Here is a 21,314-nt window from a genome sequence, read left to right on the forward strand (position 1 = left end):
CAGTGACTGAAGTATAACAAAAAAACGTCTCTGCCATGGGATTCCATGACAGAGACGTCGAATTCAAAACAGATTCGTCTCAACCTGCGTTGTCATACTTCAGACCAGTCTGGCCTGTGACAGCACCTATGACAGCAACAGTTCGAGATCGTCGGTCGTCAGATCGCCAAGCGGTGTGCCTTCCGATTCGAGAATCGCATCGGCCAGTTCCCGCTTTTGCTTCTGCAGTTCGAGAATCTTCTCTTCCACCGTACCGCGGCAGATGAGTCGATACGCGAAGACCTGCTTCGTCTGTCCAACCCGGTGTGCCCGGTCGATCGCCTGAGCTTCGACGGCGGGGTTCCACCATGGGTCCAGAAGGAACACGTACTCTGCTTCGGTCAGGTTCAAACCGAGTCCCCCTGCCTTCAACGAAATGAGGAAGACAGTCGTAGTCGGGTCGTTCTGGAACTGATCGACAACCTGCTTTCGCTTGCGCGTCTGCCCATCGAGGTAAACATAGTTCACCCCACGGCGGTCCAGATGCTTCTTGACGATCGACAGCATGCTTGTGAACTGGGAGAAGACAAGCGATTTGTGCCCTTCCTTAATGAGCTCTTCCAGCTGTGGACAGAGCACATCAAGTTTGGCGAATTCGTCGTCTTCACTTCCCTTATCAAGCAACGCAGGGTGACAGGCCGCCTGACGGAGTCGCAACAGTGCTTCGAGCACGTGCATCCGACTCTTGCCCATCCCTTGTTTCTTGACCATGCCCAGCAACGAATCGCGGTAGTATTCCCGCATTTCGTCGTAGAGCTGCTGCTGCCGTTCGCCCATCTGGCAGTAGATGGTTTCTTCGAATTTATCTGGCAAATCCTTGGCAACCTGACCTTTTGTTCTTCGCAGAACGAAAGGACGGACACCAGAAGCGATTGTTCTTCGAGATTGCTCGTTTGAAGCCTCTGTCGCCAGAACTTTGAATGCAGAACTACGTCCCAGCATCCCAGGGTTCAAGAACTCAAAGATCGACCACAAATCGCCAAGATGGTTTTCGATCGGCGTACCAGACAACGCCACGCGGTTCTTGGCTTTCAAAAGGCGAGACGCCTTCGCAGCCTGCGATGCCGCATTCTTGATTGTCTGTGCTTCGTCGAGCACCACGTAGTCGAATTCCTGATCTTTCAGTTCCAGAATGTCGCGACGCAACGTTCCGTATGTGGTCAGAATCAGGTCCGTGGTTGGAATATTTGGACGGTGCGCCACGCGCTCCGGTCCGGTGTACTCCATGTGTGTCAGTTCCGGAGCGAACTTGATGATTTCCTGAATCCAGTTGAACATCAAGGACTTTGGAACAACCACGAGAGACGGCAGGTGAAACCCGCGAGACTGCTTTCGTTCTTGCAGAAGCGCGAGCATCTGGACGGTTTTACCGAGACCCATGTCGTCCGCAAGACAGCCACCGAAGCCGTAATCCTGGAGGAAGTGGAGCCATCCCAGACCTTCTCTCTGGTATGGTCGCAACTGTCCATTGAAGTTCAGCGGTTCCGCACGCGGCATCACGCCATCGAACGATTCCAGCTTGGTGCGAACTTCGAGGTAGCGCTCATCAAAGTTGACAAATTCCTGATTGGTCAGGAGTGCGTCGACCAGACCGAGCTGCGCGGTTGAGAACTTGATGCCCTCTTCGCTGACGTTCCCCAGACCGGCGAGAATGCCATACTGCTGCAACCATTCCTCAGGCAGAATCCCCAACGATCCATCATCCAGACGGATCGTCGAATCCCCGCGAGAGAGCGCTGCCAGCAACTCTGGGAAGTTCGCTTTCTGGCCATCGAAGTCGACGTCAGCAGTCAGTTCGAACCAGTCGATATCTGATCGAACATTGAACTTCATCGCGGCAGGTTGACGAACTTCTTTGCCGTCCGCGTGGACTTGCCACCCGCTGTTGACCAGCGTTCGGACAGCGCGACCGAGTTCACCGACGCCGATATCAACATCATGCGCCGCCTGTCGATGATCGACGAGCCGACGGAATCCAAGACTATCCAGCTGAGACCAGAACGCAGGTTCGCGCTGCTGATCTCTCAACAGGCACCGACCCTGATCGCGCTGAACGACAGCCCATTGAACGTTCGACCCACGAACACGTGTGCCGTCGTATTCGAACTCGACGTTTGCGTGAATTCGTTCGTGCTTCCATCCACGTTTGGACGGAGAACGAAACAGCAGTCGAGGCTCTGGAACCGGACGAACCTCTTCCAGTTGCAACGTCTTCGGCAGGTCAAGTTGTGGAAGTGCTGGCATATCCAGCAACCAGTCCACGAGATCCTGCTCTTCGTTCTGCTTGGCTGTCAACTTCTGATCGCCGAGGAGCATCGGAATCCAGTCGAACGCCCCGAAATCTTCCAGCTTGGCAATCATGTTCTGGTGAATGACAAGACCGCCGGGGAGAAGCAGATCGCACTTCTCGATTCGCAGTTTCTTCTCACCAAAACGAACTTCGCCATGCAACTCCCAGCTCTGATCTTCGAGTTGATCAAGACACAGGCAGAGCTGCCAGACTTCGTTTTCATCCCAGATCAATGGTGGAAGTTCAGCCTCGGATTCATCGAGAAACCGAAGACGCTTTGAACCTGCCATCAATGGAAGGATCAGTGTGCACAATTCAAATGGAACACGATAGCGATAGACCGATGTCTGGAACTCGGCCTGTTGCGCCATCCATCCAGTTCGCTCCGGCGTTCCCCCTGCGAGAAACGCGAGGATGCGGCGGTCATCCGCGTGGTCAACTTCCTCAAGTCGGCCAGGGCGAATCTTCAATGGTTTCAGCTTGCCCCATTGACCGTTGCTACGGCGTTGGCGCTGCGATGTCTGAATCACAAGCTGTTGTGACTTCCGGCTCTCCGGAACATCCACTTCATAGAAAATTTCGCGTTCGCGTGATTCAGTCGATGCACCCGGCTTCGCCGAGGTCGGCATCTGATTTCTCAAATCGCGCAGCTTGGTTTCCCATTCGCGCGGCTGCTGGCGAACCGCTGCTGCGGCCGATGCAGTTGCTCTCGCGGAAGCCGAAGATTTTGGATCCGAAGGGATGAAAACATCTCCCCCTTCGAAATCGTCTTCGTCCCACGATGACAGATCGAGCGGCGTATAGCGCGTGTCAGAAACAAACGGCGGAACGGCTCCCGGTTTAGCAGGCGCAGTCAGATACGACCCGGCATCGACCGACAGGATTGTCGCCCAAAGATGCTTACACGCTGGGTCGCGAGTCTGCCCTTCCCCAACACACGAGCAATACATCCTCAGGTCACCTTCCAGGCGACTCAAGTGCGTTTGATATTCAACCCCATCCCGAACAACAGCATGCAAATCATCTGCAGTGACTCGTACGATCGATACGCGGTCCGCCTGAAGATAAGCCTGTCCGCGAAAGCGGATATCGCCTCGGAATTTACTTTCAAGCAGTTGTGTCAGAGACACCACATGCCTCCCTGCAAGTCACCTACATTCATCAGCCGGCATGAATACAACCATGAACCGCGCAGGGCGCCCGGGGATCGGCAGCTCATTCACTCTTCTATCATGCAAAGGTTGCATCATAACGAAGAGATCACGAATACCGCCGACGCACCAAAATCGGGCGCAGTCTCCCAGCGTATCGAAAGTGGCTTCCAATTTGCCAGACTTGTTGGAAGGAATTCTTCCCCCCACCCCAGTTTGCTGTCGGAAACCAACAGACATCAACCAATTCAGTTCCGACTCTGCGACTGGATCTCAGGAAACACACCCGTCTCAGAGGTTCTAACCTTGTCAGGACTTTCGAATCCGAATCAGTCCGTCTAGAATTCTTTCTTTGCGTCTCTGTACGAAAAGACAGAATCTTCGCAAATCACTCTTGTGAAACACAAAATACTCGTTGAGACAATCTGTCCGCTGGAAGCGGCGCTGGAGAAGGTCATGGCCCGTAAGGGAGAACAATTCGCTGGTTTGACAGTTGCTCTGATCACGCCCTTCAAAGACGGACAGGTTGACGAGACTGCACTCCGTAAACTGGTCGACTGGCATGTCGAACAGGGGACACATTGCATCTGCCCTTGCGGAACCACAGGGGAAAGCCCAACTCTCAGCCATGACGAACACGAACGCGTCATTGCGATCGTTGCGGAACACACCGCAGGGCGAATCAAAGTCATGGCCGGCACAGGGTCAAACTCGACAGCTGAAGCGATTCGCCTGACGAAGCGTGCGAAAGACGCTGGCGTTGACGGTGCTCTGATGGTCACGCCGTACTACAACAAGCCAATGCAGGAAGGCTTTTACGAGCACTTCAAGGCGGTTGCAGAATCCGTCGACCTGCCAATCATCCTGTACAACATTCCCGGCCGAACAGCGAAGAACATGGAGCCGGACACGATCTGCAAACTTGCAGAACTTCCGACCATCGTCGCGATCAAAGAAGCAACCGGCTCACTGGATCAGGCATCACAAATCCTGAACGGAAGCAATCTGACGCTTTTGTCAGGTGACGATTCACTGACACTTCCACTGCTCTCCATCGGGGGAAGCGGCGTTGTTTCCGTTGCTGGAAATATCATTCCCAAAGACATGATGGCATTGATTGCCGCCTGGAACAGTGGTGACATCGCTGCTGCCCAGAAGGCCCACCATAAGCTGTTCCCGCTTTGCCGTGACATGCTGGGGCTGGCGACCAATCCAATCCCACTCAAGGCCGCGATGCAGATTCTCGGTCGAGACACAGGGGAAGTTCGTTTGCCACTGACACAGTTGTCTGCTGCTGACATGGGCAAGCTGAAAGTAACTTTGCAGAACTACGGACTGTTGAGCTAACCGCAATTGAAGCGGGAATTTCTCAATCGTCACCTCGAAATCAGCATCGTCTTCATTGTCTTCCAGCGAATCTTGAATCTTTGCAGAAGCAATTGAGTACAATCGAGGATGATGATGGCAGTGAACTCAGCGAGTCGAACTGCACCATGAGGTCCTGAGATCAAGCACCGGCAAAGCAGAATTACCATTCGCTCTGTCGGTGCGGTATCAGGCATATCCAAATTTTGACCTTCGAATTTTGCGGCAGTGAATTATGGCTTCCATGGCAGTTTCACATTCCGGCTTTCAACAAGCCGCCTTTGACGCTTTCCTTGCAGCCCGACAAGAACCGGACTGGATTCAGGAAGCGCGCCGCCAAGCATTTTCACTGTATCAGCAACGACTGACGACCGAACTCGATCCGGAAGAGTATCGACGGCTGGAACTGCGAACCTTCCGCCCTGAGAAATACCAGACAGCGCCGCGTCCAGAACAGGCCGAAGCTGTTTCCACATTGATGAAGGGCCGCGCAGAATTTGCAGGCGCCGTCACTCATGTTGATGGTCACTGTGTCGCAGAATCACTGAATGACGAACTGAAGCAGAAAGGTGTTCTGTTCGGAAGCCTTTCAAAGCTGCTTGTTGAGCACCGCGAAAAGCTGGAACCTTACTTCCTCACTCGGGCAGTCGATCCCTCAACCGATCGATTCTCAGCTTGGCATGCTGCATTCTGGACAGGAGGAACCGTCCTCTTCGTTCCGCGAAATGTTGAAATCAAGGTCCCTCTTTACAGCCTGATCACGCTGCAACAGAACGGGATGACCGACCTGAGCCATACACTGGTGATTCTCGAAGATGGAGCATCTGCCACATTGCTGGAAGAAACCGCTTCCACTTCCACAGAGACTGAAGGTCTCCACGTTGGTGCAGTGGAACTGATCATTGGTTCTGGTGCCAACCTGCGATATGTCCAGTTGCAGAACTGGAACATGAAAGTCCGCCACTTCGCTCACCAGTCTGGGCGAGTCGGTCGCGATTCAACTTTGCAGTGGACGGTGTCAGCACTCGGAAGCCGTTTCGCTCACATTCATCAGGACGTCCACCTGGATGGCCGTGGAGCAACGGCTCAGGTCAACGGTGTGACATTCGCAACCGACAAGCAATTGCTCTCTTACTACACCCAGCAGACACACCATCAGCCTGACACCAAATCAGACCTGCTGTACAAGGAAGTGTGCCGCGACAAATCACGCGTTGTCTGGCGAGGAATGATCAAGGTTGATCCTGACGCCCAGAAGACTGACGGCTATCAGCGTAACGACTCACTCATGCTGAGTGCTGACGCTCGATCCGACGCCATTCCCGGTCTGGAAATCGAAGCAGATGACGTTCGCTGTACCCACGGGGCTACAGCAGGACCAGTCGACGAAGAGCAAGTTTTCTACGCAATGTGCCGCGGGCTCTCTCGCTATGAAGCGATGCACATGATCGTGGAAGGCTTCTTCGCACAGGTCTACGATCGCATTCCAGTTGAACTGGTTCGCGAGACTCTGAGTCAGGCTGTCGAACGCAAGCTCGGAATTGGCGAGTAAGCATCGAAACTGAAGCGTTGACCTGAATTTCCGTGATGCATCTCCGTCGAAGTACCCACTAAAGCAGATGTATGTCACGAACGGAATAGAGAAACTTTTCCGGTAGAACGAGTATTACTTCCATAAGAGCATGTTTCGCTTGCGAGACATGCTCTTTCGCTTTTTCAATTGATCTCATCGCTTACGCCGCGTCGACCTTCTCCACAGCCGTCATTCCTCACATGGAAATGACGTTGCCGCCGGTACGACAAACATCAGGAACCGGATGCCAGTCGAGATTTCCTCGCAGTGCATCCTGCCCCTTGAGACTCACCGGCACAAATCAAAGCGGTCTTCCTCGCTGAGGAAACATCCGGCTGACTGATGCACCTGCATCAGCGCCGGAATGCCACGCCGTGTCTTGATGCAAGCTCACTCAACGGTATTAGCGCCCATGCAAGCAGTCGACCACGCATCCCCACCTCGCACATCCACCGGTTCAAGTCGACTCGGCAAATGGGCATTGTGTCTGGGCGGCCTGCTGGTTGTGAATTCATTCACCGCACCATTAGTGATTTCCGCTGTTGAACAGACGATCGTCTTTCCAGCTCCAGCCGTTCCGACACTTCCTCCCACGCTTGATGCAAATGCCGAGTTTGTGAAACTCGACACCCCGGGAGGACAGATCGAAGTCATCCTGTTGCGGCCGACGAATCAATCATCGTCAGTCAACGCCCCGCTGATGGTCTATTGTCACGGAAACAAGAAGGCCATTGATCTTGTTGTTGACCAGTTTGACGACTTCCGCAACAACGGAGTCGCAATCCTGCTGGCCGAGTACCCTGGGTATGGTCGTTCGGTCGGCGTTGCTTCCGAGAAAGCAATTCAGCAATCGCAAGTTGCTGCTTACGACTGGGCGATTCAACAACCGGGAATCGATGCCAATCGCGTAATTGGGTATGGCCGAGCTCTTGGTGGTGGAGCAATTTGTGCTCTGGCACGTGAACGCCAATTCAATGCGGTTGTTCTGGAATCAACATTCAGTTCCATCACCAGCGCAGCCAAAGCACGCTTCGGTCCGTTTTCCTACTTCGTGACGAACACTTTCAATAATCTGGAAGTGGTTCCAAATCTGAACGTCCCCATCCTGATTCTGCACGGGGATCGAGACGAATTGCTTCCATTCTTCCACGCAGAACAACTCCATGATGCCAATCCATCATCCGAGTTGATTTCACTTTCAGGTGGTCACACCGACTGTGTCGAGGTCTTCCCGAAGGCAATGGATTTTCTCCGTCGACACAACTTCTGCACAACGGTTGTTGCTCAAGTCGAATCAGAGTCCAAAGTGAATTAAACGGTCCTCGCATCCCAAATGCAGACCATCTGGTTACAGCCAATCCGGGCCGACTCTCAAGCCGATCCCACTTTCAAGCCGTTGTCGACGTTCTCAAGCAGCAGGCACCGCGAGACGACACGACGAGGAGTTGAATCCACAACGATTGAGTTCAACTTCCTTTGATCACGTTGATGTTCTCATGCCCTTCCGTCGCCAGCTCGGTGGCGAGTTCATTGGCCAGTCCGGTAGCGATTTTCGTTACGAACTCCGGCATCGAACCGGACTCGCAAATCTGACATGGTTGATGATGAAATCGTCCATGTTCGAGGAAGTGAAGAATCTGCCGGGCTGCACTCTGACGAAGCACCAGTCCAGTGTGTCGGCTGGGCATGGTAATGTGATCCACTTCGCATTCGAGATGCGTCGTCATCTCGGTCAGGACATAATCCCACTCCGCTGCGATGATCCCCAATTCCAGATTCGCAGGCATCTTCACCTGCAGGCGGTTCACAAAGCTGTCTTCCCGATCAGAGAGTTCATCAACAAGTGGAGTCCACCAGCGTAAATATGGACCAACTTTCGTTGCGAAATGTGATCCCCGATTCGGCGGCGACAACATGACCACTCGCTGCAAGCGTGGCAACTCAATTTCTGTCAGGACCGCCCGCGTGATGATCGAGCCCAAGCTATGGGCGACAATGTGCAGTTGACCTTCGTCGTTCGCGATCGATTGATGGAGCTCTTCGAAACGCGTCTGAAATTGCGGAATCAACAACTCCAAAGACTGCCGCGCACTGTAATACCCCCAGTTTTCAACGCGGTATCCCTGTTGCCTCAACCGTCGGGCCAGCAAGGCGAGGAGCCAGCTTGACGCCCCGAGACCATGCAACAGAACGATCGTCCCCTTCGTTGATGACTGGTCTTTCAATTCGATGTCAGGCCATTGGATTCGCATGACTGCCTCCATTTCCTCTTGCCGAATTGTAGCCTTGCCCTTCCAACTGACGAGTCGGATTTCAAACACAGGACGCGGTTTCATGGTTCCACGCTCCAGCTGACTGGGAGAACGGCGGAGTCACGAATACAGAATTCCCTGTATTGATTGGCAGATCAGGGAAACTACGGAGTCCGGAAAAGAACGTTCCGCTACGAGCATTTCCTGCAAAAATGGAGCACAGACTCTCACAATCTCATAAAACCACCCTATCCACTTCACCGAAAAGCACTTACACGCAGCCAGCAACACATGTCAGGAGCAGAATTCATCTTGAGTTAAAGTCGAAATTCCATCTAGGATGCCGCCAGAGTCTTCGTTGATGGTCGACCTTCGCCCAAAACATGCACTCCACCTGGTGAGTAATACAGCCAACTGTGGAATCAGGGTTTTCACAAAGCCCGATCAGCTGCATGGCAGCCAAATGAGAGACAGGCCGTCCTGGCCCTTTGCGAATTGCATGGACTATCGATTTCGCCCAATCACGAAAATATGTGCCGGAACCGGAAAGCCTCTGGTTCCGGGGGCAGTCTGCTACTCCGTACTCATCGAAAAGGAAGGCCAACAGGAACGCCTCGACTTCAGCGAAGAGGGCTGGCAAGGAATTCCTGAAGGGGCATTGGGACATTGGCGCTGCAACGTCCCTCTCCCGGAAACTCAACCTGCATCCGTCACCGATCCTGAAGTGCTTTTGAAAACGCTTGAGCAACTGGTGGAATCACCGAATCCTGCTCAGGAAAAATTGTGCTACGTGATTTCACTGTCCCTTCTGCAGAAGCGACGACTGAGACTCGACGGCACACAGCAGGTGGACGACGTTGAATTTCTTGAGCTGTCTGGATCACGCGGAGAAGGCCCGTTTTTGATTCGGGACCAGCAACTCTCTGAATCTGAGATCTCGGAGCTGCGCCAGGCACTCGCTCATCAAATCAATACTGGCTGGGAAGCTGCGTAAGGATTCGCAATATGAGAACCAGTCAGCCACTTCATTTTATGACAATCGCATCATGCTGCATGCTGCTTGTCATGGCCCTGCTGAATGGATGTGCAACCCATCGTTGGGGAAGCAACCTGACTGGGAAAAAACCAGCTCCAGTGCTGACAGTCACATCATCCAAACCAGAAGTCATTGCAAATCTGAACCGCAATCTGGTCTCAACCGCGGAGCACACTGCGCTGAAGTCATGGCGATCCGGTGCAGTAAAGCTTCATGTTGAAGGCGTTCCAATCGCACTGCCTGCGTCCATTGCAGTGGAAGCCCCCAGCAATTTCCGTCTCCTTGTCTCCAACCCTCTTTCAGGTGGACAAGAAGTTGACATCGGTTCGAACCACGAACGTTTTTGGATCTGGTCCAAGGAAATGCCGCAAGTCATGACATCATCACACGATGATATCGCGCTCGCATTGCAGGAACTTCAGATGCCCGTTCACATCCACCCACTCTGGTTGATGGAAGTTTTCGGGGTGATGCCGCTGAATGAAAAGGACTTTGAAATTCACCCGGCAAATCTTCAGAGCGGAACAATCGATCTCGTTTCGACGCAAGCTTCCGAATTTGGTAACGATGTCGAACGGATCGTTCGAGTCAGTATTCAAACCGGCTGCGTGCAGGAACACCAGTTGCGGCTTCCCGGTGGGAAAGTTCTCGCCAGAGCAAAAATGGACCGGTACACCACTCTGCCAGACGGAACTCACCTGCCACTTTCAATTCGACTGGAATGGCCGGACGCCCGCATGCAGATGACGATGGATATCCGTAATCCAGAGATCAATTCCCCTTCATTGGCGAACAATACTGCAATCTGGCAGCTTCCGAATCATGGCCCTGTCGTTGATATTGGCCAACTGGCCCGGCAAAACTCTGGTCAGCTCCAGGGGATGGTCAAAGGACTCCCAGCGAGCCCCATCGCAGAATCACTCTCGAAAGATGCCGCCAAGGCGGGCGCAATCCAACTTGTCAATTCCACTGAAAGCGACGATTGGTCACTTCCTCCGGGCGACAAAAAAGGGGGAAGCAAGCGGCCAACCGGAATGCCACAGGTTGCCAGCGACACTCCGGCCTGGGCAAAATAAAAACAGGGACCACATCCTGACGATGAAGTCCCTGCAAAAGTCGAATCAAAATTACGACAACTCGCCAGTCTGATACCGTGCTGCGGTCAACGTGTTCTCCATCAGCATGGCAATTGTCATCGGGCCAACGCCCCCTGGGACCGGTGTAATCCAGCCAGCAACGTTTTTCACTGCATCAAAATCGACGTCCCCGACAAGCTTGTTGTCGACTCGATTGGTCCCGACATCGATGACACACGCACCCGGCTTCACCATATCCGCCGTGACAGTCATTGGACGGCCAACTGCCGCGATCAACAGATCCGCCTGTCGGGTGATTTCCGCCAGATTCGCTGTCCGGCTATGAGCGATCGTCACCGTCGCATCCGCGCCGATTCCCTTCTGAACAAGCATCATCCCCATTGGCTTCCCGACAATCTCACTCCGGCCAATCACAACTGCATGCTTGCCACGAGTGTCGAATCCAGAATTGACAATAAGGTGCTGGCATCCTGCCGGAGTACAAGGCAGAAACCGTGGACGCCCCTGCACCATGAGCCCGACGTTCTCAGGGTGGAAGCAATCGACATCCTTCAACGGGGTGACGGAATCAAGAACCGTGGTCTCATCGATTCCAGCTGGTAACGGAAGTTGCACGAGAATTCCATGAACGGTTGCGTCGGCGTTCAACTGTGCAATTAATCCCAGCAACTCAACCTGAGTTGTCTCACTCGTCAGACGATGCAAAGTACTCTGCATTCCCGCACTGGCACAGGCACGCTGCTTATTCCGCACATAGACAGCGCTGGCAGGGTCATCTCCAACAAGAATGGCCGCCAGATGAGGTTTAACGCCGGTTTTCGCTTCAAACTCCGCAACTTTCGTCGCAAGCTGAGCATTCAAATTTGCCGCCGTTGCTTTTCCGTCGATCAATTTTGCTGTCATGCTTCTCTCAATGCCGTAAACAAATTCCAAATCAAAATCCAGCGTTCCTGATCGAAACTCACGGTGGCAATGATCCCCAGTGAGCTCAAGAGCAAATGCTTTCGCCAAGTCAAAGTGCCACTGCCTGGCAAAACCCGACTTAAAACCGTGGATGCACCCGATCCTGGGATGCACCAGAACCCCGTGCTGATTCAATTCCTGGTTCAATTTAGCGAATGCTTGCACGCAACAACCAGTGTCGAGACCTTCAGACAGACCCCTAAATTGAGTTCGCGTGCAATGAACCGAATGCAACAACCATCAATCGGAAACCGAATCCAGCAGGTCCCAGTCGAAAAGCGTCTGCCAAACCGGTTCTAAAGGCAGACCAATGACGTTACTCGAACTCCCGTAAATCGATTCAACAAACAATTCCCCTGCTCCTTGCAGGCCATATCCGCCAGCCTTGCCAAGCGGTTCACCTGTCTTGATGTACCAATCTAAAAGTGACTGGGATACGGAGCGGAATCGAATGCGGGTTTCAACACAAAACTCTCGGAAACGACCATCCCGAGCCAGCATGCAAACCCCTGTAACCACCTGATGTTCACGGCCGGAATAGTAATCTATGAACCAGTGGCGAACGGTTCGCTCCCATTCTGGACCGTCAGGTTTTCCGAGCACGACCGGGTGTTGATCAGAATCAGAAACAACGACGACAGTATCTGCTGTAATTAAGACCTGCCAATTCAGTTGACTGCAGGAGCCAGAGTTCGGTTTCGAGCAGATGACAGAAGAATTCACGCGAGATAGCTGGATTCTGTCGCATGCATCAACAGATGATCGATCAACAGAAAAGCCGAGCTGACCTAAAACGCTGTCTCTTTTAGTCTCAGCAATTACGAGAACTTGCGAAGAGATCTCTTCAGTTGTGCGAAGTCCATCAAATCCTGCCTCAAGATCTGAGTCGACAGGAGCAACCTGAATTCTTTCAGGTGGGACGATCCTTGAGAGAAGTTCCATCCGACGAGGGGACTGAGAACCAAGGAGGATCATTAAGAAAAAACCAGATGTGCAGTAAAAAACACCGCGACCGTTGACCGCATCAATTCGTAAAGGACAAACGCGGGCACTAATAGAATTCCGACAGCGGTGCACTTCGAACAGCTAATATCCCAAATCTGACATTCTCCATGAAGCAAAATGCTTCACAGCAAACATCAAAGGGATACGGAACGACGACATGGATCCACCTAAACGAATCCACGTCTATCAATTCACAACACATAACGCAACCGGAGACGAACGGCCCTCTTCGTCACCATCAACTGCAACACTGAAACTAACCGCCCCAGTGAATACACGAAACCGGGCATCCACCAATCAGGCTGAAAGAGCTGGCTGCGACCAACCGGAGATCAACACACATGTCGCCCGCAGCCTTCAGAATCACAAATTGCACGTAGGGCGAAGACTACCAATCGCGACCTGGTCGGCCGCCATCTCGTCCACCACGACCGCCGCCATCGCGACCGCCGCGTCCACCGCCTCCACCGCCTCCACCGCCGCCGCCGAAGCTGCCGCGTGGACGTTCTTCGCGTGGACGAGCAATGTTGACAGTCAGAGTGCGAGTCTGGAACTGCTGACCATGGAACTGGTCGATTGCTTTCTGTGCGTCATCGTCGGAGTTCATTTCGACGAAGGCAAACCCTTTTGACCGTCCGGTTTCACGGTCTTTGATCAAAGCGACACTTTTTACGTTGCCTGCCTGGCTGAAAAGATCTCGCAGATCGTCTTCAGATGTGTTGTAGGACAGGTTGCCCACATACAATTTCGATTCCATTGCTCTCTAACCTAACTTGTAGCTACGTCTTCGTCTGCCGGGAGGGCGATTCCTCTTTGCGGCGCAGCTCAGACGATCCGCCAGAGTCTAGCAAACGAATCAGGAATTCTCAAAGGTGAGTTTGCATATTCTGCTATTTCATCCCGACATGACGCAGCGAAAATATCGTTAACTTCGCCTACATCAGGCAACTCGCAAACCAACAAATAAATGCAACTCGTTTCTTCGAAGAACTTTCCTACCATTTCCCATCAAGCTAAACACGCCATTCAAGTCACCTTAAACAGTGATTTATTGGCCACTTCTCATAGTTAAGAATGCCCATTTTCCCCAAAACGGCTCAAGAAAAATACGCAAGAATTCCCATTCTCGAGCCTCGAATCACAATTTCCACCGAATTCTCTCTGCATCCCAAGAGCCATTCGGCGACAACTCAGGCATCTTGCAAGGTTGCACAACAAGATGACTTTGGGGCGCGCAGATTGAGATTTGCACTTGAGGAGAAGGGCATATCGACGCAGCACAATAAAGTGCAGCAAAGTTGCTCTCAATCGCACCTGAACGTGGCACTCAGCTCCAAGCACCTGCTCCAACAGGCACTTGAAATGCGGAAAACGTTTGCTTACGGGCAACACCTCGACTCTACAGAATCGATCCATCGCCACAGGCTGACTCTCACGAATAATGCATCCTGAGACAGCCAATGCAACAGTAAGTGGTCGCCATAGCCAATGACGAGCAAACTATTTAGCGCCGTCCAATGTTGGTCAATGCAAGTGCAGACTTAAGCAGCTTCACTCAAACTGCCTAAACACATTACGCCCGGCTGATCCACCAATCTGAAGGACGCAAAGCTGCAAAGAAACAGACGGCAAAACTCAAGCAGAGCTCTAACAACACGAGCACGCGAGACGATAGCCACCCGAAGATCCGCTACTCCCAGACCTCATGAATAATTCCCTGACTCGCGTCAAGAAACCGTCCAGGCTCAATCCCGGCAGGCATTTCTGCCAACACGCGAAGCCAGATCTGAGATTTGCGATAACTTCCAACCACGGCAAAGTGACACTTCAGATCGTCTTCATTATCAATCTGAAACGGCTGCCATGAAGCCGACTCAACTGCATCAAATATGTGCAGGAGTCGCACGACATCGAGAACAAAAAGACAGGGATCGCTTGTTCCATTCTTGTTTCCGCCGACAACCTCAGTCGAAGAAAAGAACAGCGAAACTTCCCAGACATTATCAACACAGGCATAGTGGCAACCAATCGGAGCCATCTCGTCAACGGCATGCAGAGCACTGCACGCAGTTTCAACAAACTCTTCAAGCCACTTTGGTTGCAAATCCATTTCAAAACCTGCCAGCACTTCCGGAGAGGACTCGCCGTCCACGGAAAATAAACCAATCTCGACCAATTACTACAGATCACATCAGTGGCAACGAGAAAACGATGCTCACCTACCAACCGCAGTAGGGTCCTACGAAATTCAAATGCAATCAGTCGAATAACGCAAATGTTACGCCAACCGAATGCGTCCGCTGGCTGAAAAACATCACTCGAACGGAATCACGAGGCAATTTCGCAACAATCCGTGAGAAGAAAGTTCTCGTCGTCCAGAAAAAAACGCAGAGAAGATCACAACACTGAGCAATTCGCTAACCGTGCGCAAAATTCCATTATCACTCAATGAACATCAAGCCCTAAACGCTTAATGCCCCGCTCCAATTCAGCGGCACCTCGAACAGCCCCACAAGTCAATCAGCGGGTAAGGACGCAAACCAACAGGACTGCAGGGATCCCCCCAAACAAAGAAGAGAGCGACATCGACTTAGCCCAGAAGTGAATCACCCTCAGCTTCCGTCAACAGAACGGGACCATCTGCAGTGATGGCAACAGTGTGCTCGAAATGAACGCTTCTCTTTCCGTCCACAGTCACTGCCGTCCAATGATCCTTCAAAATTCGCACGCCAGGCTTTCCAGCGTTGATCATGGGTTCAATCGCCAGCACAAGCCCCGGCTGAATACGAAAATCCTCTGCCTGCATCCCGGTTCGCCAGTAATTCGGAACCTGAGGCTCCTCATGCATCTTTCGGCCAATACCGTGGCCGACAAACTGATCGACGACCGAAAAGCCATCCGCCTTCACCGCCTGCTCCATCTTCTTCGCAACCTGTGACCATCGCGAACAAGAGCGTAGACTTTCGACGGCAATCTTCAGAGTCTTCCTTCCGCAATCCATCAAACGACGACTCTCCTCGTCAATTTCCCCGACGGCATATGTCCAAGCTGAATCGCCACACCAACCATTCACTTTACAGCCGGTATCAACACTAACGATATCACCCTCATTCAAAACACGTTCACCGGGAATTCCGTGAACCACAACCTCGTTCACGCTCATACAGGTCACTGCAGGGAACGGAACCTTCCCGGGGAAATTCTTGAACAGTGGAATTGCACCTGCCTCAGCGAACAGTGCCTCTACCGCGGCATCGATCTCAGAAGTGCTTACACCGGGCCGGACCATACTTCGAACTAAGGAATGAGCAGCGGCCACCACCAACCCTGCCTGACGCATCGCCTCAATTTCCCGAGCGCTTTTTAACTGCAGCATCACCGACATTCCCTCAAAGCAAATCCACTACCAACGAAAAGACGCGACCCGCTGAATCATCGGGTCGCGTCTGCAATTTTACTCAAAAATACAATCAGCAGAATAGTGATGCGAGAAGCTTCACTACACGTCTTCTGAATCCAGCAGCCCAGCCTTATTTCGCATGACAAGGTGGCTGTCAATCTTCTGAACGAGGTCCAGAGCAACAGACACGACAATCAGAAGACCAGTTCCGCCGTAGAAGCTCGCAACAATCGGAGAAATATCCATACTTGTCGCGACCACAGTCGGAATAATTGCGATCAGTGCGAGGAACCCTGCCCCAACGAACGTAATCCGAACCATCACCTGATCCAGATACTTCTCGGTATGTGCACCAGGACGATACCCAGGAACAAAACTACCGTAGTCCTTCAGGTTTGCAGCCATATCTTTCGGGCTGAAAGTGATGCTCGTCCAAAAGTAGCAGAAGAAGTAAATCAAACCAATGTAGGCAAGATTGTAGAGCAATCCACTTCCGCTCTGCATGGCCGATTCAAGTGCAACCAAAAACGAATAGTTTGGAAGCATCGGACGCAGCCATGAAATCAATACTGCCGGAATCATCAACAAGCTGGATGCAAAAATAATTGGCATCACTCCCGCTTGATTCACACGCAATGGGAGAAACTGCATTTGTCCACCAAGGACTCGACGCCCGCGAACATGCTTAGCGCTCTGAACAGGAATTCGACGCTGGGCTTGAGTCATCGCAATGACCCCAAGCACCACGGCCACGAATAAGACGGCCAATGGCATCAGCTTATCGATACCAGCAGCAGTACCAAGTCCGATTCCGTTCTCGAAAGCAGGCCGAAGAACTTCCAAACCAGCACCAGGCATCTGAGCCAAAATCCCTGCCATAATAAGCAAAGAAATGCCGTTACCAACGCCATACTCATCAATCTGTTCGCCAATCCACATCAACAGCATCGTGCCAGCCGTCATCGTGATCGTTGCGATCAACTGATAATGGAGATGATTGAAATCTCGAATCACCATGGAGCCACCCAGCGGGCCGGCTCCTGAACTGAGAACATTCACCCAGACGTAACTCTGTCCAAGACAAATGAACACAGTCGCGTAGCGCGTGTATTCGTTGATCTTCTTGCGACCAGACTCTCCTTCTTTCTGCAACTGCTCCAAAGGGGGATAGACCTGCCCCAGCAGCTGAAAGATAATCGAGGCCGAGATATACGGCATGATGCCGAGGCCAAAGATTGAGGCATTTCCCAAGCTTGATGCTGACAGTAAAGCCACAGCCTGCATCACTTGACCAATGCCTTGCTGCTCCTTCAAGCTCTTGAAGGTTTCACTCACAGCTTCCTGATCAATAAACGGTAGGGGAATAGAGAACCCCATCCGATAGACGGCCAACAGAATGAGAGTCACCACGAACTTTTGACGCAGTTCGGGGATCGTAAAAATCATCCGCAGCCGAGACAACATCGGTAATCCTTTATCCTACTTCAACGCAGAATCGCAATACACGCGATCTACTCGAGGAAGCCTGCAATGCACGTACGAGATAAAGGATCACCTCAAATGTTGGCAAGCCCAACTAAACTGGCCTCCGCACTCTCGTACGTGAAATCCACAACTACTCAGCGGCAACTTCTACGGATCCACCAACAGCCTGGATCTTCTCTGCAGCACCCTTAGAAACTCGCACGCCCTTGACCACCAGTTTAATAGTCAGGTCGCCATCACCAAGGATCTTGATAAAATCGTGTTTAGCTTTCGCCAAACCCCGCACAGCCAAAGTCTCTGGTGTGACTTCATCGCCAGCAGCGAAGTGCTTCTCTAGAGTAGAAACATTGATCGCCAGCACTTTGTCAGCAAAAGCAGCATTGTTGAAGCCGCGTTTGGCGACCAAGCGGAACAATGGCATCTGTCCGCCGGCGAAACCAACTCGAGATGAGTTACCGCGACGGCTTCCAGCACCCTTGTGACCTCGACCAGATGTCTTACCGTGGCCTGATCCAGGACCACGCCCCAGACGCTTACGCTTCTTCCGCTTGGTAATCCCGTGATGCACGTCGTCGATAATCATATCATTCACCAATGGCTCAGGTCTAACCCTCAAGCCCTATACTTTTACGGCAAACAAGCCGACGAAGTTCTATTGAAACACAAAGACATCACTTCGAAAACCAACCGGAAACCGCCCGATTAGATCTCAACACCACGCAAACGAGCGACATCTTCCCGACTACGAAGCTTTGACAGTGCGTCAAATGTTGCTTTAACAAGATTAACAGGATTCGCCGAACCACGACTCTTAGACAAAATGTCCTTGATTCCGGCCAGTTCAACAACTGACCGAACAGTCGCGCCAGCGATGACGCCGGTACCCGGTGCGGCAGGCATCAGCAACACCTTTGATGCACCGAAACGACCTTCGACTTGATGTGGGATCGAAGTATTCTGGAGCGAAACTCGCTGAAGACGACGATTGGCCTGCTTTGTTGCCTTCTCAACGGCGACTGGAACCTCAGTTCCCTTCCCGTATCCGTAGCCAACTCGACCGTTTTCATCTCCTACAACAACAAGTGCTGCGAAGCTGAATCTACGACCACCTTTTACAACGCAAGCACAGCGACGAATCTGTACAACGCGTTCCGGGTTCTTCGTGCCCTGACTGCTTTCAGCTGCCACTTTAGGAGACTCCCAACTCAATGATTACACAGTACTCGCGACAAGCCAGCCGAAGACTGAACAGCACGAAACAAAACACAACCTAGAACGACAACCCGCCTTCACGTGCTGCTTCAGCAAGAGCTGCAACACGACCATGGTAAGCATACGCACCACGATCAAATGCCACTTCCTTGATCCCAGCCGCCAATGCTCGTTCAGCAAGTGCTTTACCGATCACCTTTGCCGCTTCGACATTACTGTGTGGCTTACCAACTCCGCCCAGCGACTTTTCTGTTGTGCTTGCAGCAACAACAGTTCGTCCCTGTACATCGTCAATCAACTGTGCAGAAATATGATTATTACTTCGGAAGACTGAAAGTCGCAACCGACCGGCAGCCCGAACTTTATTACGAACATGATGGCGTCGACGAACACGACGAGTCGCAATCTGTTGTTGAATCCCCATGCCTATCGCCTGCCTCAAACCGAAATTTTGTACGTATCTGGTGAAAACAGTAGTTTAAAACCAAACCGAAATCAACTACCGAACGCCTTACCGGACTTACGACGTACCACTTCACCGACGTATCGAATTCCCTTGCCCTTGTAAGGCTCAGGTGGGCGAACCCGACGTACGTTAGCGGCAAACTGACCAACGGCATGCTTATCAGCACCGCGAACAATGACGCTTGTCGGAGATGCAACTTCAACCAAAACTCCAGAGGGAGCAGTCAGTTTAATGACGTTTGCAAAGCCAACTTGGAGCGACAAAACATTGCCGGATAAAGATGCCTGGTAACCGACGCCTTGGATCTCAAGCTTCTCTTCGAAAAGAACCTGAACACCCTGAACCATATTGGCGACCAAGGCTCGAGTCAGACCATGCAGAGCACGATTCTCACGTTGATCATTTGGACGCTCAACAGTAATAACCCGAGCTGAACTATCCCAGCTGACGGAAATATTAGGATGACAAGCCAACGACAACTCGCCGTTCTTGCCTTTGACCTTAACCAAGCTACCGTCAACTGCCACATCAACGCCGGCGTTAACTGCAATCGGCTTTTTACCAATTCTTGACATCGCTCAATCCACCTTGTTTTGATTTCGACGACGCAATTTTCACGTCGAAATCGCCACTTTTGTACCGATACAGCGCCGACAGCCCAGGCGACAAAACACTACCAGATTTCACAAACAATCTCGCCGCCGACATGCTTGGCTTTCGCTTCGCGGCTGCTAAGCATTCCTTGGTTTGTTGACAAAACACAGATACCCATGCCTTGCATCACTTCTGGGAGCTTGCGGGATTCACAGTAGATCCGTCGACCAGGCTTACTCACTCGGGTAAGCCGTTGAATCACACGCTCACCAGTCGCACTGTACTTCAAATTGACACGCAAGGTCTGCGCTGGTGCGGTTTCGAGAATCTCGAAGTCCCAGATGTAACCTTCACGCTGCAACACTTCAGCAATGCCTGCCTTCACTTTTGACATTGGAACATCCACAAAGGGACGCTCAATCAAAAGCGCATTACGCATACGAGTCAGCATGTCGGAAATTGGGTCTGTCATCATGGCATTATACCTCTATCCGCACCTCAAGCTGAGGGCTATGTCTTCTACCAGCTAGCCTTCTTCGCACCAGGAACCAGCCCGTTCAGGCACAAATTCCGGAAGCAGATGCGGCAGATCTTAAACTTTTGATAAACAGCACGAGGACGTCCACACAGCGAGCATCGACGAACGATACGTGAACTGAATTTTGGTTTTTTCTTTGATTTTGCAACTTGTGCTTGAGTAGCCATCTATCGATTTCCTGTATTTTCGCTTTTGGACTTCTCGGCGAATGATTAGCCGATTATTGGCGTCCCTTTGCTTCCCGAAATGGCATCCCAAACTCTTTAAGAAGCAATCTCGCCTCATCGTCAGTCTCAGCAGAGGTAACGATGGCGATATTCATTCCTTGGATATTCTTAACTTTATCGGCGTTAATCTCAGGAAATACAACCTGCTCCCCGAGCCCTAAGCTGTAGTTTCCTCGACCATCAAACGCCTTCGGGTTGATCCCACGAAAATCGCGAACTCGTGGGAGAACCAAGTTGATCAGACGATCAAGAAACTCATACATCATGTGACGACGCAGAGTAACACATCCACCAATCCGAACTCCTTCACGGAGTTTGAAATTGGCAACCGATTTGCGAGCGACCCGCGGTGACGGCTTCTGGCCAGTAATCTGCCCCAGATGCTCCAAGGCTTCGTCTAGGATCTTCTGATCCTGCATGGCACGACCAACCCCCATGCTGACCACAATTTTTTCAATTCGTGGCAGACTGTGCGGGTTCGATCTTCCAAGCTCCTGGGAGAGCTTTGGAACAATCTCGCTACGATACTTATCTTGCAGACGGGCCATGACTAGCCAACCTTATTACGCTATTCGCTGCTCTTAATCAAACAGCCAAACAACTCACAGACGGTCGAATTCA

General features: G+C 51.9%; 20 protein-coding genes. 5 read left to right on the top strand and 15 right to left on the bottom strand.

Features of this window, described 5'->3' with window-relative positions; translation table 11 throughout:
- Positions 1–126: 126 nt before the first annotated feature.
- Entirely contained in the window at positions 127–3,459 is a 3,333-nt protein-coding gene (locus SH527x_RS10435) for an SNF2-related protein (RefSeq protein ID WP_437190618.1), read from the bottom strand.
- Between the two features lie 477 nt (positions 3,460–3,936).
- On the opposite strand from SH527x_RS10435, the gene dapA reads away from it, so the two are divergent.
- From dapA to SH527x_RS10450, 3 genes are all read left to right on the top strand, one after another.
- The gene (gene dapA / locus SH527x_RS10440) at positions 3,937–4,827 is read left to right on the top strand and encodes a 4-hydroxy-tetrahydrodipicolinate synthase (RefSeq protein WP_437194618.1); all 891 of its coding nucleotides are present in this window, start codon (positions 3,937–3,939) and stop codon (positions 4,825–4,827) included.
- A 262-nt stretch (positions 4,828–5,089) separates the two neighbouring features.
- Complete coding sequence (sufD, locus tag SH527x_RS10445; RefSeq protein WP_437190619.1) at positions 5,090–6,397, top strand: Fe-S cluster assembly protein SufD; 1,308 nt, start codon at positions 5,090–5,092, stop codon at positions 6,395–6,397.
- Between the two features lie 433 nt (positions 6,398–6,830).
- On the top strand, positions 6,831–7,733 hold the full coding sequence (locus tag SH527x_RS10450) for an alpha/beta hydrolase (protein ID WP_437190620.1): 903 nt from the start codon (positions 6,831–6,833) through the stop codon (positions 7,731–7,733).
- Between the two features lie 151 nt (positions 7,734–7,884).
- Here the strand turns inward: SH527x_RS10450 and SH527x_RS10455 are convergent, their stop codons facing one another.
- Positions 7,885–8,670, bottom strand: coding sequence for an esterase/lipase family protein (locus SH527x_RS10455; RefSeq protein WP_437190621.1), 786 nt, complete (start codon positions 8,668–8,670; stop codon positions 7,885–7,887).
- 499 nt (positions 8,671–9,169) lie between these two features.
- Here SH527x_RS10455 and SH527x_RS10460 point away from each other — a divergent pair, with 499 nt between their 5' ends.
- Together SH527x_RS10460 and SH527x_RS10465 are read left to right on the top strand one after the other, a co-directional pair.
- A complete protein-coding gene (locus SH527x_RS10460) occupies positions 9,170–9,664 on the top strand; it encodes a hypothetical protein (protein ID WP_437190622.1) in 495 nt (164 codons plus the stop codon).
- Between the two features lie 11 nt (positions 9,665–9,675).
- Positions 9,676–10,782, top strand: coding sequence for a hypothetical protein (locus SH527x_RS10465; protein WP_437190623.1), 1,107 nt, complete (start codon positions 9,676–9,678; stop codon positions 10,780–10,782).
- 51 nt (positions 10,783–10,833) lie between these two features.
- On the opposite strand, the gene folD is transcribed toward SH527x_RS10465, so the two are convergent.
- The 13 genes from folD to rplE all read right to left on the bottom strand — a co-directional run bounded on the left by folD (position 10,834) and on the right by rplE (position 21,241).
- Entirely contained in the window at positions 10,834–11,706 is an 873-nt protein-coding gene (folD, locus tag SH527x_RS10470) for a bifunctional methylenetetrahydrofolate dehydrogenase/methenyltetrahydrofolate cyclohydrolase FolD (protein WP_437190624.1), read from the bottom strand.
- A 300-nt stretch (positions 11,707–12,006) separates the two neighbouring features.
- The gene (locus SH527x_RS10475; protein ID WP_437190625.1) at positions 12,007–12,741 is read right to left on the bottom strand and encodes a Maf family protein; all 735 of its coding nucleotides are present in this window, start codon (positions 12,739–12,741) and stop codon (positions 12,007–12,009) included.
- A 418-nt stretch (positions 12,742–13,159) separates the two neighbouring features.
- The gene (locus SH527x_RS10480; RefSeq protein ID WP_437190626.1) at positions 13,160–13,528 is read right to left on the bottom strand and encodes an RNA recognition motif domain-containing protein; all 369 of its coding nucleotides are present in this window, start codon (positions 13,526–13,528) and stop codon (positions 13,160–13,162) included.
- Between the two features lie 933 nt (positions 13,529–14,461).
- A complete protein-coding gene (locus SH527x_RS10485; protein ID WP_437190627.1) occupies positions 14,462–14,881 on the bottom strand; it encodes a hypothetical protein in 420 nt (139 codons plus the stop codon).
- Positions 14,882–15,361: 480 nt separating this feature from the next.
- Entirely contained in the window at positions 15,362–16,147 is a 786-nt protein-coding gene (gene map / locus SH527x_RS10490; protein WP_437190628.1) for a type I methionyl aminopeptidase, read from the bottom strand.
- A gap of 123 nt (positions 16,148–16,270) precedes the next feature.
- On the bottom strand, positions 16,271–17,635 hold the full coding sequence (gene secY / locus SH527x_RS10495; protein WP_437190629.1) for a preprotein translocase subunit SecY: 1,365 nt from the start codon (positions 17,633–17,635) through the stop codon (positions 16,271–16,273).
- Positions 17,636–17,786: 151 nt separating this feature from the next.
- Entirely contained in the window at positions 17,787–18,239 is a 453-nt protein-coding gene (rplO, locus tag SH527x_RS10500; RefSeq protein ID WP_437190630.1) for a 50S ribosomal protein L15, read from the bottom strand.
- A 119-nt stretch (positions 18,240–18,358) separates the two neighbouring features.
- Positions 18,359–18,844, bottom strand: a complete 486-nt coding sequence (rpsE, locus tag SH527x_RS10505) for a 30S ribosomal protein S5 (protein WP_437190631.1) — start codon at positions 18,842–18,844, stop codon at positions 18,359–18,361.
- A gap of 82 nt (positions 18,845–18,926) precedes the next feature.
- Complete coding sequence (rplR, locus tag SH527x_RS10510; RefSeq protein WP_437190632.1) at positions 18,927–19,292, bottom strand: 50S ribosomal protein L18; 366 nt, start codon at positions 19,290–19,292, stop codon at positions 18,927–18,929.
- 71 nt (positions 19,293–19,363) lie between these two features.
- A complete protein-coding gene (rplF, locus tag SH527x_RS10515; RefSeq protein ID WP_437190633.1) occupies positions 19,364–19,909 on the bottom strand; it encodes a 50S ribosomal protein L6 in 546 nt (181 codons plus the stop codon).
- A 98-nt stretch (positions 19,910–20,007) separates the two neighbouring features.
- Positions 20,008–20,403 (bottom strand): 30S ribosomal protein S8, encoded by a 396-nt coding sequence (gene rpsH / locus SH527x_RS10520; protein ID WP_437190634.1) that lies wholly within the window; start codon positions 20,401–20,403, stop codon positions 20,008–20,010.
- A 44-nt stretch (positions 20,404–20,447) separates the two neighbouring features.
- Complete coding sequence (locus SH527x_RS10525; protein WP_437190635.1) at positions 20,448–20,633, bottom strand: type Z 30S ribosomal protein S14; 186 nt, start codon at positions 20,631–20,633, stop codon at positions 20,448–20,450.
- 53 nt (positions 20,634–20,686) lie between these two features.
- Positions 20,687–21,241: a 50S ribosomal protein L5 gene (gene rplE, locus SH527x_RS10530; protein WP_437190636.1), complete on the bottom strand. Its 555-nt coding sequence runs from the start codon at positions 21,239–21,241 to the stop codon at positions 20,687–20,689.
- Positions 21,242–21,314 lie beyond the last annotated feature (73 nt).

The sequence above is a fragment of the Planctomicrobium limosum genome (assembly GCF_051465645.1).
In the GTDB taxonomy this organism is placed as follows: Bacteria; Planctomycetota; Planctomycetia; order Planctomycetales; family Planctomycetaceae; genus Planctomicrobium.